The sequence below is a fragment of the Pseudomonas sp. B7 genome, assembly GCF_016735645.1.
In the GTDB taxonomy this organism is placed as follows: Bacteria; Pseudomonadota; Gammaproteobacteria; order Pseudomonadales; family Pseudomonadaceae; genus Aquipseudomonas; species Aquipseudomonas glycinae.
The window spans coordinates 755,990-771,629 of sequence record NZ_JAERRE010000002.1; the positions used below are offsets into that span (position 1 = coordinate 755,990).

Annotated in this window: 3 protein-coding genes; 2 read left to right on the forward strand and 1 reads right to left on the reverse strand. The window is 57.5% G+C overall.

The features are described 5' to 3' along the window. The first annotated feature begins 264 nt into the window (after window positions 1-264). A complete protein-coding gene (locus JKA62_RS08285) occupies window positions 265-7,407 on the forward strand; it encodes a TcdA/TcdB pore-forming domain-containing protein (RefSeq protein ID WP_201817298.1) in 7,143 nt (2,380 codons plus the stop codon). Between the two features lie 321 nt (window positions 7,408-7,728). Further along, window positions 7,729-14,922: a TcdA/TcdB pore-forming domain-containing protein gene (locus tag JKA62_RS08290; protein ID WP_201817299.1), complete on the forward strand. Its 7,194-nt coding sequence runs from the start codon at window positions 7,729-7,731 to the stop codon at window positions 14,920-14,922. 60 nt (window positions 14,923-14,982) lie between these two features. On the opposite strand, the gene JKA62_RS08295 is transcribed toward JKA62_RS08290, so the two are convergent. Further along, entirely contained in the window at window positions 14,983-15,579 is a 597-nt protein-coding gene (locus tag JKA62_RS08295; protein WP_007951032.1) for a MarC family protein, read from the reverse strand. Between the last annotated feature and the right edge of the window lie 61 nt (window positions 15,580-15,640).

Sequence of the window (15,640 nt, forward strand, 5' to 3'; positions counted from 1 at the left end):
TTTTGGGGACAAGGAAAGTTTCTATTTCGACCGTGTTCAATTTTTAAATTGAATGTCTTTGGATGTTTCCATTGACATTGTTTGAATGGTTTCGTGTTTGTCTGGGTTGGTTGTTTTTTTCTATATTGGTTTCGCGCTTTTGGTTGGCGTGTATTTGGGTTTTTAACATGCGTTTTATATCGCTCTGGAGACTTTCTCCTGGCGAGGCATTCATGTGTGCGTTTGTTTTTTTTGAACGAGTTGTTACTTAAAGAGTATTTAAAAATGCAAGGTGCTGAAAATTCAAAAGTTGAGAAAGGCTTTGTAAAGTTCGTCGACTTGTTCAAGCTGGCCGACCTGGAGCGGGCATTATTGCCGCATAAAGGAACTGAGCAGTACGACGCAGTGATTCGTTATTACTTCGCCTGCATCGGTCTGCTCGATTCGCCACGCCTGCTGCAGCCGCTGACATTGTTCAAGCAGGCTCTGGGAGAGCTGGGAAACCATCGAGTGCGCCGTGAAGCGGAAAATGCACCGGCCCCGAGCCCGGACAGCGAGGCGGCCCTCAGCCTTGCGCAAGTAAGCGACCGGGTCGAGGGTTTTGAGGCGCGTCTGCGCTACGGCGTTGAACTGATGAAGGCTCCTGCCACCCAAGTGCCGAAAATCCTGCACTTTGTATGGCTCGGTGGCGGGCTGGGTGATATTCAGCGTGATTACATCAATGTCTGGAAAAAGGTACTTGCCGGGCAGGGTTATAAAATCAATGTCTGGTATGACAATGATGCTTTGCTCGCATATCGAACCAACCAGCTTGTTGTAGAAGCTGCCAAAGCCGATGCCATGCAGCACGGTGGTGTCGACAGTGCGACCGAGCGGGAATTGGGGGAGCTCTATGTCGCGCGTGTCATTGCGCTAAAACAGCAGATGTACCAATACATTAATGATGCGGTCGCCAAGGGCGAGTCGGCCGATGCAGCGCGAATGCAGTTACTGGTTCGAGGATACGGGCAGGACGCACAGGAACTACGGCGTCTGAAAACAACTAACCGTGACAGTATCCAGGCGCTTGTCGACGGTGATGTGCAGGTGCGCGATCTGGCTGGCGCCGAGAAGCCTTTGCAGCTGCAGGCCCTTTACCAGCGTGAAATGCGTTTGCGCGGCAATTTCGCCGCAGCGTCGGATGTTGTAAGAGCCGAGGTGTTGCACCTGGAGGGTGGCAGTTACACCGATGTGGATAATTTGCCGCCACTGTTGAAGTCGGTTGGGGGGGTCGATATCAGTGGCTTCAGTGACGATGCCCGATTGGGTCTGTTGCAATTGTTGCTCAACGAAAACCCGGAATGGATGCCGGGGCGGCAAGCGCTGAAAAGCCGCTATGTGGACAGAACCGACCAGATTCCCGAAGCGCATCGGCAGGCACTGCAAGCGTTTGCCAAAGGCAAACCGCTGCTAGCCCAGGTTTTTCAACCACCTCAGGATTTGCTTGTCCGCCCCTACGCTTTGCGAGCGGTGGCGGTGAGATCGACGATCAGTAACGGGTACATGATGGCGCACCCGGGCTCGGCGGTGCTGGAGTCTGTACTCAAGCGTCTTGAGTTCAACCTCGGACTGGTGGATGCCACCGCTCGACTGGCTGTGCAGAGGGGGGTCAAACCCGAGGATTCCGAGGCAATGCAATCACTGGCGCTCGAAGAGCTCGAGCGCACCTACGGGTCTATCAATGACCTGCCGGACATGGAGTCGGTCTTTGCGACCTACCTGGCCGATGCGGCCGCCAGTTACTACAACGATGGCATTCGCCCGCAGAGTGAAGGGACGATTTATCTGACCGGTCCAGTGGGGATAAAGGATGGCACGAGTGATTTCGAGAAGGCCCGTTTAACGCCTCGGGGGGCGCAGGTGTCACGCGAGGAAATGGCGATCGAACCCTTGCTCGTCGTCAATCGAGCCACCGAGGAAGAGTTGGATCACTCGTGGAAAGATAACGAAACCGACTTCGACAAGTGGGTGGAATCCGAAAAGCAGCGCTGGCGCGACGGTCAATTCAAGACCCGCTACGCCGGCAATATTGACGAACTGCTCAAGCACTCCACCGTTGAATTCGAACTTGGCTGGCCCTTGATCGAGGGGCGCCATGTGATCAATACCGAACTGTTGCAACGCATGGCTGACCATCTTGGCGAGCCCTTCACCCGAGCAATGATGAGCGGCCATGATGGCCCGGTCACGTTTGCCGATAGGATACCGCTTGATTTCAATGATCGTCAGTTGATCCGCAATCAGGACACCAGGCGGCGCCCGCCCGCGTCACGGAGTCATGAGGTGACACGAAGTCTTGCGCTGGATGAAATTCTCACAGGTCTGGGTACAGGCGCATGGCAACTGGCGCACCTCAGCCCGCTGCAGCGTCTGACGCTCGGGGCATTGCTCGGTGCAGAGTCACTGGATGAGCAGAGTTTTGCCGCACTGGGCGGCGCGCTGGACAACCTGATCAACAGCCTCAGCGAACGCGGGACTTCCGGGCGTTACGCTGCGATCGAGCAGCATCTCTACCAGCGGCGCCCAGCCGAGTTCGTTGCCGGGCTGAAAAGTGTCGCCGACGTGTTGCCGACGAGTTCGAGCAATGCGCTGAGCCTGAAGAAAACAGCATTGTCCACCGCGGTGACCCTGCATGACTGGGGACGTCAGGTCGCGCTGATTCAGTATGTCGCCACCCAGGAACACCGTCAGCAAGTTCAGGAACGGGTGGAGCAGGTGCTCAACCAATTCGAGGCCGGTACCGTCAAGATGGTACCGCAGGATCTGTTGCTGCACGGGGCGGGTGACACGGTCGCCGGTCGCTGCTTCCCTCTCGTGCTGGCGATGAGTGCGGCCCTGACGCAAGGTGAAGCGGCCAGCCGACGCTTGCGCGAAAGGTTCTTCCTCGCGGTACTTGAGCCGGATCAGGCTGACTCCCAGGCGTTTTTGCAGGCTGTGGAGGAAATGCACGGGGTCAAGGCCGGCGACGTGGGTACCGTTCTGGGGCGGCTGGATCTGGAGACAGTCGCCGCAACGCTGGAGGCATCAGTCGGTACCCGAACCCTGATGCTCAACTCCGACAATCACTCGATGCTGGTAGCCAGAACCGAGAGCGGCACCAACGTTACGTATCACTTTTACGATCCAAACTTTGGTGTGTTCGAATTCGACAGTTCCGTCTCGTTTAAAGTGGCGCTGGGAAAATTCTTCCGGTTGGGGATGGCCAGACATTACGCTGCCTACGGTGAGGCCGACCATCCGCGGTTCGATTTGATCGACATAAAGGGCCAGCAGGTCTCGGAGCAGATGCTGTCGACAGGCGTCAAAGTGGCACACTTGTTCACGGAGGACACCTTGCCGAACGTACCGTTGCGCAAGGTTCGCCAGCGGCTGAACAGTGCGCACGGTCGAGCCTTGATGGAAAATCCGCGCCTGGGCCGCGCGTTGTTTGATGCCGACCATCACTGGTGGGCCGAGCAGATTGCCAGCGCGACGTCGCGCTTGCAGGAAGGGCATGACTCGGTGTCGCCGCTGGTGCCATTGTTCAGCTCGCTGGAGTTCACACACGAGGGCCCGTACCGGCTTGGCATGCTGGACCCGAATACGGGTGAGCTCGTGGCGACGGTGACCAGCATCGACGGGCGCCTGTTGCGTATCAGGAACTATCTGTCCGAGCTGTTCTCGACCCTCGGACGCAAGCCGGTCAAGGCGGGTGCAACGCAGCAAGCCACAGAAGCGGCGGCTGTTCACACCCTCAATGCCGGATTCGCAGTTCAGGCATTGATGAATGCCCTGCGTGGACGCGAAGGCGACGACCGGACCATGACCACTGCCGTGCGCTGGCATGCGTATGTCAACTATGCACAACTGGCACATGGCACTCTGTTCGACGCGGCGGGACTGATCGCGCTGGTAAAGGAGGCACTGCGCGATGAAAAAATCATTGCCCGGACCAGTGCGCGGGTCGTCGGCGAAGCGCTGGCGCCATTGACAGGTAAAACCATCGGGGCGGTGGCTGGACATGTGGCCAATGAGGGCGTGGGGGCTGTGCTGGGGCTGGCCAACGTCGGGTTCGATATTTATCAGTTGGCGACGGCGCAGAACGATCTCGAAACCGTGACCTACGCCACCCAGCTGACATTCGATGCCACCAGCCTCGCCCTGACCGGTGCCGGAATGGGCGCGGGGCTTGCCGGGGCCGGAACGGCGGCAGCAGTGCTGGGTGGCGCGGGCGTGATTATCGGCGGGCTGGCGGTGGGCGTGACTGCATTGGCACAGGCGTACGCGATCATTGCGGAGGAGGCGAAAGCGGTCGGTCTGTTTTTCAACGAGCTCGAACAGGCTCACCGCGGCCAGGCCTACCACTACAAACCCACGCAGGATGTCTGGCTGCCGCGCGCGTCTCTGATAGTCACTGACATTGACATGGACACTGGAGAGGTGTCGCTGGAGAGCACCAAACTCTACCCGCTGCGCGATCATTTCGGTGTGCCGGAATTCGAGGCGGACTACGCGCGTGCAATCAACCTCAGCAAGGAACTGGGTTATCCCGACCGCATGCGTTTCGTTCCCCCGGCCGACCAGGCGATCGTTTTGCCGTGTACGCCCCAGGCCTGCTATCGCTACGAATACCAGACATTGCCTTTCTCCTCGCAACGCCATGACACGGGCTTCGATATCGCCCGGCGTCTGGAGAAGAGGAAGCCGGATGGCAAATGGCTGTTCCTGCATTCGTTCTACTCGTTCCCCAGCCACTACATCGTCAATCGGCTGTGGCCGGATTACCGTGCGACCCAAATCAGCGTCAAGCTCGATGCGCGGGAGCGCAAACTGGTGGTGCCGAATATCCCGCCGGCGTGGCAGGACAAACTTTCCTATCGACTGCAAGGTGGCGCAAGCCTCTGCACCTTGGTGCTCAGTCCCGGTGCCAATGTCGAACTGGTGTCAGCGGGCACACAGAACAATCGCTGGATTCTGGTAGCACCCTGGGCGAGTGAAAGCGACATTCAATTCGGCAAGACCGGCGCGTTCAGTGTGAAGGACTGTCAGTTCAAAATGTCGGGAACCGGACCGTCCGAGGTGTTTCTGGTCATCGACGGTGGCCGCCTGCTGAAGGTCGAGGGCAGTCAGCAACGCCGGTTGGTGGTGGTACAGGAACAGGCGCCGAAGGGCATCGACGGTCAGGTGTTGCAGGATCATCTGCTGGCGTTGGCCAGGGACCATCGATTGGCGCTGCCCTATACGCGGATCAACAACTATCCGATCCCCTTTGAAAAAGCCGAAGCGCCGCGTTACACCACCGGTTGGTATGACGCCGCAGAGGATCGTGTTCTGCACATCCGTAACGACTACGATCTCTCGGAAGAGGATCTGATGTTGTCCGCCGTAGCCGGCGAGTTTGCGTATTTCCATGAAAAAGACGGTTTCGACATCTTGCAGGTCGATGCGAGCACCGGACTGCTCAGCCATCGCTATCGCCTGCTGGTCAGGAAGCAGGGGACCGGTACGATTCGCAGTGTGGAAGCCGACGGCCATGGGGTTCTCCACGTCGTGCAGGAATATGTCCAGCCGGACGCAACGGTTGAGCGCTTCAATTACCTGATTCACGACGGACAGATGTGGCTGAGTTCGGTGAACCGCGGTCTTGAATTGCAATTCGAGGCGTTGCTCGATGACCGTCATGCCCTGACTGACTGGGTGCCTGTGCTGGGGGACAGGTTTTTGTTCCCGCCGGTTCTCGGCGAGCGGGAATACACGACGGTCGACTGGCAGTTCGCGCCTTACGTTTCCATCTGCTGGAAAATGGATGAGACACTGCGCGACATGGCGTGGATTCGTTCCCGGGACAACCTGATCATCCGTCCGGTGCCACGTCGTCATCATCTGCGCGGCTGGCGTGACTCTGTGCAGAATCTGAATGATCTGATGTTGCTCACCGTTGCTGGTGACAACGATGTATTCGTCATCTACGACCGACTCTTCCAGAAGTTGTGCCGGGTGGAGCGCACCGTGGTGCAGGGCGAGAATCGCTGGTCGCATCGTTGGGTCCAGCCTGATCGGCTCAAGGAGGTAATCGCCGAGCAGAACAGTTATCTGGCGAAGACCGAAGACGGGCTGGTCTTCGAGATGGGGGCCGATGGCAACGCGCAGTTTGCCGGAGTCGGCGAGCGCTGGCTCAAGGGCCGTGCACAATGGTGGCTGGCGCTGGAATCTCTGGCCCTTCAGCACGAGGCTGAGCAGTTCTCCATCGTTGGCATTGCAAATGTCGCCGCCGATGCAGGTGTCCACGGTTGGTTCGTGGGCAACCGCCTGTTGTTGAGTGAGGTGGGTAGCGCCGATGTGCGTCTGCTGGGACTGACTCCCGATAATCAGTCGGCCTGGTTGTTCGATCCGGCGGCGGGAGCGGTCTGGCGGCAGGCGTTCGTTGATCCGCAGCGACTCGGCCCGGCATTCGGAAGTGGCTCGCAGTTGCGTCAGGCTGACGCCGTGCCCAAGCCGGAACGGGAATGGGAGCGGCAGAGTTTCACCGATGTCTGGATTGAGGGCGCCGGTCTCATGGGAACGACCCGCGATGGCGTGGTGTTTGAATTGCATTATCAGGAACAGCCGATGATTGTCGCGGTGGCGCCTGACTGGGTGGCGGCGCAGGGCGAGTCCGTGACCGAGAGTCTGCATGCCCTTCTGGCGACGGAAGCGCATCGTCCGTTCATTTCCGTTGCGTCCCGAGACCCCATCGAGCAGTGGTACATCGTCGACAGCGGGCGATTGGTCCGCGTCGCCGCTGCGGATTTGCCCAAGGACTTCCAGTTGCTGGGAACCCGTCGATACGCCGACGTCTTGCTGCACGAGCCTGAGGCGCGTTTAGTCCAGGGCTTCCCGAGCAAGCATCGGATCGGCCCTCTGGATTACGTCCGGCGCGTCGGCGAGGTGCTCGTGATCCAGGGACGGATGGATGCGAACGACCTCATGCCGTTGATCCCCGACGACGTGCTCATGTTGGTGGTGCGCATGGGCCGTGGCTCGATGAAATGTCATCTGACGCCGGCGCTGGCGCGCAAGCTTGATTCTCTGGTGGTCGATTGCCGTTTCCCTTTGGGCGGCACGCCTTTGGTTCCGGGCCGATTGATCTGGTCGCCGGATTCGCCACAGAAGCTTGAGGCAAGTCTGGTCGGGGATCATTTGATCGTGGTGGATCCGGACAGCGAGCACAATCTGATCTGGCGCAATGCGTGTGCGAGTGATACCAGTCTGCGTGGCGATGCGATGCTCGAGGTTCAGGGCTTGCGACGTTGCAAGGTATCGTCGCTCGTGCGTTGGTTGATGGAGCGCAGAGGTGGGAGCAATAGTGTGAAACTTAAAGAACTGTTGGATGAGGCGAAGGGTAAAGTCACTGCCGACTCTACGCTTTAACGTCGAGGACTTGCGTCTGCCGATTCGTGAACACTGACAAAAAAGACCGCCGATACGAACATCGGCGGTCTTTTTGTTTGTGCGCGCAACAGGCTGTTTGCCAATGCCGAAACTTAATTTGTGGTGCGGAAAGTTTATTGTTTTTTTTTGTTTTCAGGTCGGCAGGCGAGAGTTTTTTGGTAGTTAGTGTGTTGTTCTTCGAGTTGGTGTTTTTTAATGTTTCGATTGTAATGTTTGGAATTTCCATGGTTTTGCCATGTTTGTGTTGTTTGGGTAGTTTTGAACCGGACTTCAATGGATGGTTGGTTAAAGGTGGTTTTTATGGAATATGTCCCAGGGGATGTTGCAGAATTGTCCTGGTTTTCTTCAGTGTCCGAATTTAAGACAATAAAGGCAGCGTTCGCCGAGTATTCGGCGAGTGCCGAATACTCGGCGCTGGAACGTTATTTTCAATCTGTCGTTGCAACTGCGCCGATCGCCGAAAAGCAGTTGCCGGTCAAACTCTTTCTGGAAACCTTCGAATCGTTGGCCGGGCGAATGGAAGGGCCCGCCTCGCCGGTCATCGAACGGGCGCGTGTCGGTATTAAAAGTTACGCATCGCGGCTTTCCGCAACCGTTTCCATGCTTTCGGGTGTCGCTCGTCCCGTGCCGAAAATCATGCACTTCGTCTGGGTAGGCGGCAGTGAAGTCGGCAACATCCAGCGCGACTACATGAATATCTGGCGCGCCTTGCTGGGCCCGGAGGATTACCGATTCAATCTCTGGTACGACAGCGATGCGCTGCTGGCTTTCGAGATGAACCGCGTCATTCTCGACAGCGCCAGGGCGCATGCGATGGAGTCCGGGGGAGATCAAGTCAGCAAACCTTCGCAGCTGTCGCAAATGATTGAAGACCGCGCGCGTATCCTGAAACTCCAGATGTCGGATTACATCAACCAGCCACAATGGGCCGGACGCAGGGATGACGCCCGCATCCAGTTGATGGTCAGCGCTTATGGCAAGGACCGGACGGTGCTGGAGGCGTTCCGCCAGAAGTGTCTGGATTCGCATCTGGCGATGGCAAGTGACGATCTGCATCTGCGTGACGTTGGCCATGAGTTTGCCGGACATTTTCTGCAGGATGTCTATCAGCGGGAAGTCGGCATGCGCGGAAATTTCGCGGCAGCCAGCGATGTCGTCAGGTTGCAGGCCGGGTTTCTGGAGGGCGGCCGCTACAGTGACATGGACTATTTGCCTCCGTTTGCCGACGGGCTGGGCGGGGTGGACATCAGCAAGTTCAGCGCAGATGCGAAGGTCGGCGTTCTACAACTTCTACTCAACGAAGATGCCGCGTTGATGCCCGGTCGAGATCGGTCCCGATACACAGACAGAACCGACAAAATTCCTGCGGAGCATAAAGATAAACTGCTCGCGTTCGCCCGCGAGAAGCCGGGTCTTTCTAGAACATTCGTTGCCCCGAAGGACCGCTCGGTACCGCAGGACGCTGTTCGCCTGGGGGTCGCGCGAGGCATTGCATCCAACAACGAAATGAACGCGCATTTTCTGGCCCACCCGCGCAGCGCAATGACCATGGCCTACATGCAAGCGATCCGTTTGAATTATGACTGTTTGTATGAAGTCGAACGTCGTCTGGACGCAGCGGGCATCGTGGCGACGGATGATAGCCGTGTTATCAGCGTCATTCAGAACGTCGTCAATGAAAAACAGGCTGAAGGAAGATTTCCAGGTTCAAAAAATCACTATTCATCGGCGAGTCTCATTGAAGCCATTGCTACGTATTATCAAGACGGAATTCGTATCGGCGCACGAGGAACTATCACGCTGACCGGGCCGGGTGGGGCGGTGGCGGGAGTGGCAAAGTATATAGAAGATAAATTATTGCCCGATCATGTTGATGATGTCCGTAATCATCTCAAGTTGGTAAGTGGTTATAACGTCTATACCGAAGAGGAAATGATCTCTGGCTGGACCGTCAATGATGATCCAGAACAATGGCTGACGAAAGAACACAACAAGTGGAAGGATGGAAAGCTCCTGTCACGTTATGGCGCCAACCTGACGGAGTTGCTCAATGAGCACCATATGACATTCAAGCAGGGCTGGCCGGTTATTGAAGGTAAACCGGTTTTCTTGACCGATGTATTGCAGAAGCTGATGAATGATCTGGGCGAGCCCTTGATCAATGCCATGCGAGACAAACTCAGTGGTGAAATCGATGTCGGCAGGCGCGTCGACCTGGGTTTCGATGTTCGACAGCAAATCCTTGCGCAGCCTGACAGCGCCCTGCCTGTTTCCAACGGGGAACAGGTCGCCGGCAATCTCAATGATTTCCTGACCCGGCTTGCCCACGGATCGGTTGCACTGGATCAATTGAGTCCTTTGCAGAGGGCTGTCATCGGGGGATTGTTCCGCGCACCGAACGTGGATGCCCAAGGTTTTGCCGAGGCCTGGGAAAAAGTCCAGGAGGTCGCCCTGGGAACCGCCGATGAGAGTTTTTTCAAACGCTACAACGCTATCGAAAAGGTCCTCCACGAGAGCAAGGCTCCCGCGTTTGAAGCAGGCCTTGCCCATGGGGGTACACCTGGCGTGGAGACAGCGGGCGAACTGAAAGTGCGTGCATTGGCCGAGCCGCTGACCCTGTACCAGTGGGGGCAGCGCATTGCACAGATCAACAGCACCGCGCGCCGCGACTATCAGACGAAAATCCTTGAAAGTGCCGCGCGGGTCCGGGAGCGGTTTTACAACGCGGGGGCCATTTCGGCGCGACAGTTTCCCCAGGATCTGTTGAGACTGGGCACCGACGATCCCGGCCGCCGCTGCTTTCCCTTGGCATTGCTGATGGCCGCTGCGCTGGGGCTCGGGGACGAGGCCGAGCGTGCGCTGGTCGGCCGGATTGCCAATGCCAGTCTTGACCCCACTGACGCCGAGTCCCGAGCCATGTTTGCCGCGCTGGATGATTTGTCGGACGTTGCAACGACCGAGATCGGGCGCTCGAACGGGGTACTTGGGCTTGACGTGATTGTCCGCAATCTTGAGATGAAAACCGGATCTGCTGTCTACCTGCTCGACACCGGCAAGCATGCATTGCTGGTAGCCAGGATTCACATTGACGGTAAACCGGCCTATCGCTTTTTCGACCCGAATTATGCGATTTACGGATTCTCTCGGGCGGATCAACTCCAGCGAGCCATACAGGGTCACCTCGCCAGTGACGGTGATTTGGCAGCGCTCTACGGTCTGGCCGGTTCGACGGACTCCGTGTTCACGGTGATCGAACTGGATACGAAGGCGATTGCCGACAAGGTATTGCCTTCGAAACTACTCGTGAACGACCTTCTGAAGAGCGAACGGGTTACCGTCGGCCGAACGGTTTCGGTATGGGATGAACAGGCGTCGGCACGCATGCGCTCGCTTTCTGAAAACGTGCGGATGGGAGAGGGCCTGGCGCAACTTGATGCGCGCTACCAGGCAGGCGAGTTCGAAGAAGCAACCCGGCGTTTGCGCAGTGACAATAAACTTGGGGAGCACTATCTGCCATTGCTTGAGACGGTGAAGGAAACATCGAAAACGCACTACACGCTGACCCTGGTTGACGCTCGCAATCCCCAGGTCTCGGTCGAGGTCAGTACCGTCGACTCACGCTTCATCAAACTCGCAAGGCACATCAAGCGTCTGGCAAAAAACCTTGCGGGTCCGGCGCGAGGTCCGGCGGATTCTGACGGCGGCAGCCGCTTGAGTTTTGCCTTCGCTATCCAGGCCATCATCAATGAGATGCGCAGTCGAGAGTATCAACGTCAAGGGGGGCAGATTCCTGCATTGACCACCGCTTTGCAGGTCCAGGCATACGTGAGCTATGCGCAACTGAGTTTCGGTGTCGCGACAGATGCACTGCAGATGGTCAGTCTGGTGCGACAAGTGGCGGCGAGTGAACGGGCTCTTGCCGCGGGTCACGCTTCACTGTCCTCGCGTCTGCTGGGTCGCGCCGCGTCGGGAGTGGGCCTCGGGTTCTCGGCGGTCAACATCGGTTTCGACATCCATGGCCTGACCGTGGCCACCAATGATGAGCAACGCTCGCGATTCGCCACCCAGCTTGCCTTCAATGTGGCGGCGTTGGGTCTGGATATAGCTGCGCTGGCTGTCGGCGGTACGGTGGGGGCAGCCGCCGCTGTGCTGTCGGTTCCTTTGTTGGGCATCGGTATCGGTGCAGCGGCCATTGCCAGCAACCTGGGACAAATCAGCGACAAGGCCAGAGCGGTCGGACGGCACTTGTTTCTGATCAATGAAGCCTACACCGAGTCGGGGCACAACATAGAGGAGGGTGTCCTGAGGTTCGAACCTGAAGCCGTCATTACAGCGCTGGATCTACGGCGGGGCAGCGTGGAGTTCGATAGCCAGAAGTTCTTTCCGACGATCTTTCAGGCTGTAGGGCTTCCCTCCTTCGATGCAAGAGACCAGGAACAGCACCGGGCGATCAATATTCGCGAAGCGCTGCGCCTCCCATCAACTCTGAGAATCGACAGGCAGAATAAGGTCAATGCAGTTGTATTGCCCTGCACGCCAACCTGTTACTACGGATATGAATACCAATTGGGCTCGTCCGGTTTTGCTCCCGACGAGGATGTGTCAGAACGCCTGACGGCTTATCAGCGTTTCTGGGATTACGGGGACTATCCATTACCGGTTGCGCAAGACAGCAGCGGACTGCGTACGTCCTATCCCAATATCATCGACGGGTGGAAGAAACGCCTGGAGTTCGATGAGCGGGGCGAGCAACGGTTCCAGTTCTTTTCCACGGCCCCGTTCCCTCATGTCCTCTACAAACTGCATCCGTTCAACAAGCCGACCACTGTCCGCATCAGCCTGAATGAACACTGCCGCCAGTTGGTCGTACCTCAATTGCCGGCCGAATGGAACAACCTGATTTCCTATGAGATCACCGCCCATTCTGGACAAGTGCAGCTGACGCTCAGTCCGGGTGTGGTATCGGTTGTCCTCAATTCGCCGCCTCTGGTTGACGGACCTTCCGTCGTGGCGTTTTCGCCTCGTGCCACAGCCGACTGGGTAATTTCCGCGCCTTGGGCCGGTGAGGAACAGGTCCGGTTCGAGGACGCTGTACTTATCGTCGACGGCATCCGGATCGATGGCTTTGAAGGTTTTATACGGCTCAAGGGCGGCGAACTGTTTCAGGTCGATCGCAGCAAAAACAATGCGTTGCTGCTGGTTCGCATGGATCTGGAAAGCGACAGGGTTTGGCAAACAAGTAAATCCGCTGTTGGCATCACAATCGATCCGCCGGACGTGGATCGGATTTCCGATACCGTTCTGGCAAGGCTCAGGAGCCTGCGCCGGGCGAATCGACTGGCGTCGTCACACATTCCAGTATCCGGTTTCCATGTGCCTTTGACCGTCTCGAACAGGCCTGTCTCGACCACCGGGTACTACGACGCCGGGCGGGATCGCATGCTGTATCCGCGCAATCTGCCGGACGCAGTGAACACAGGCATCGTTCTGGGGGCTGTCGTCGCAGAGCATGCGTGGTTCTACCATCCCGACCACCCGACGATATGGCGTGTCGATGCCCTTTCCGGAACGGTCAATCATCGCTATCGCCTGATGAATCCTGCGCAGGGTTCAAGAATCAAGGGTTTCGAAGGCACAGTCGGCGGAGATCTGCGTGTCGTTCAGGAAATCACCGGGTCGGGTGAGACCGACTATTCGCTGGAATATCTGATTCGCGGACAAAAGCTGACATTCACCCACTTCCATGCCAGTAGTCACTCTGAAGATTTACTTCAAAGGACACTGGAGTACTGGAAACAACCTTTGAGTCAGTTCATGCGATCCAGGCCGTATGCCGATGACTCCAGCGAAATGTCCGCGTCGCTGAGCTCCTGGAAATCCGCGCCGTTTATTGGGTTGCGCTGTATTGACCACGGTGAGTTTGCGTACTCTGGATGGCTTCGGCCGCATGACAACCAATTCATCCTCAATGATTTCGATGTCACGCAGCGGACGATGTTGATGTGGGACCGGGTCGATAATCAGGACGCGATTATTTATGACAAGGAAGATGAAACGCTCATTCGAGTTGCGCTGAGCCGGATCGAAGACAGGGAGACCCTGGACGACGTTATCGAAAACGATGTCGTCGAGATGACTTCCACCGCAGGTCGTTACATTGCCACCAAAAAGGACGGGCGTCTGTTCGAAGTCGACAGGGACGGCGAACTGCGGTTCATCGGTGTCGGTCAGCGCTGGTTCGAACTGAATCCGCAATGGATCGATGCATTGGCGAAGCTGGCTCAAGCGTATAAGGCCGCGCCGTTTGCGGTCATTGGTCTGACTCGTACTTCCAGTCCCGGATTCCTGGCGGCTTGGTGCATCGCCGGGCAGTTGTTGCTGGTGGACGGCGGCTCTGGCGGGGAACTGACGTTGCTCGCCATGACGCCGGAAGGAAAGGCAGCCTGGGTGTTCGACAAGGAGGCGGGCAAGCTCTATCGCCAGGCATTTGTCGATTTCGCAGCCGTTCGGGTCGCCTTTGCCGAAGGCTCGAAGCTGTTGAACCGGGAGCATTTGCCGAAGGTGGAGCCCGTCTGGGATCAGTGGCAGGTTGCGGAGGTCGAGGTTCATGGTCAAGGATTGCTGGCGCAGACTCTGGACGGTGTGAACCTGGCGTTGATCGAGGGCCGGCCGGCCAGAATCCTCGGTGTCGAAAATCGCTGGTCCGCCCTTGATCATTCAACCGACGTCCAGCTGCGCGGCCGTTTGCAAAAGCTGGTCTCGGCATTTCCTCATGCCGCCTTCATGCCGGTCGGAGAGAAGGATGGTCGCTATCGGTACTATGTCCCCGAGTCCGATCAGCTGTTTGACGTTCGCAAACCGTCAGACGGGCAATGGCCGGCGTTTCTGGGCATTAAAAGTGGATCTGTGCCGCTGACGTTTGACTCCGCGGATAACGTTGTCTTCACTCAGCGCTTTGATCCGGCCCCTTCAATCTCGGTCTGGATGCAGGATTGCCTGGCGAAACGGGATGAAGAGGTCATGTTCATTGCATCTCGCGGTGACTTTCCGGGTTCGCAGGCAGTAGTGCCGCAGGGCGTTGAAAGGCTGTTGCTGACATTCGGCTCGCCGCAACAGGTCTGTCGCCTGAACGACGAGGACTGGCAGCGTATGGACTGCATCGTGCTCGAATGCCAGCCTTCCCCGGACATTCAGCCTTCAAAACTGCCCGTCCTGATCCTTGAGATGTCTGCGAACGAACATCTGTTGCTGACGGTGCAGGACGGACAACTGGTGTTGATCGATCCGGACAACGCTCACAGTCTGATAGTGCGCGATATGTACGCCTCGGAAGGCGGGCCGGTCATTGCGATGGAGATCCATGTCAGGACCGGAACAAGTGACCACCGGTTCAGTCTTGAACGGTTGCTGCTCACGGTCATGGCTGATCAGGTCGACAAAGGATACGTGGAAATGAAGGCGTTGATCGCAACGAGTGAATCGTTCACCCGCTGATTCGATGGCCACCAAAAAAGGCCGCTGATGTCTGCATCGGCGGCCTTGTGTATTTCTGCTTCACGGCACCAGATAACCTTTCACACCGGTAAAGATGATTTGCGCAGCGAGGGCGCAGACAAACAGTCCCATCAGGCGGCTGACGATCTGCAGACCCTGATCGCCAAGAATCCGTTCGATGCGGTTGGACAGATACAGCACCACGCCCACCGTGAAGCTGGCGAGGGCGATGCTCATGATCGCAAAGAGCTTGTCGTCCCAGTGTGGCTGGCTGACGCCCATCACCAATAGCGCACCGATGGTGCCGGGGCCGACGGTCAGCGGAATGGTCAGCGGGACAATCGTCACGTCCTGCTGCACGTTGTCGGTCTGCACGGCGGACTTGCCCTGCGCCATGCCCAGCGCCGAAATGAACAGTACGCTGCCGGCACCGATGCGGAAGGCATCCACGGTGATGCCGAACACATCGAAGATTACCCGCCCGAACAGGTACAGCAATACGCTCGAGACCAGGGTGGCGACAGCCACTTTCCAGGCCAGGCGGCGTTGTTCCTTGCGCGAGTAACCACGGGTCAGGCTGATGAAGCAGGACAACACGAAGAACGGGCTGTAGAGCACCAGCATCTTCAGGTAAACACTGAATAACACGTGGAGCATGGCGCGGGCTCGCTGGCGGGGAAAGTCGGGGGAGTCTAACAGGCGCTATCGTGTCTGTCGG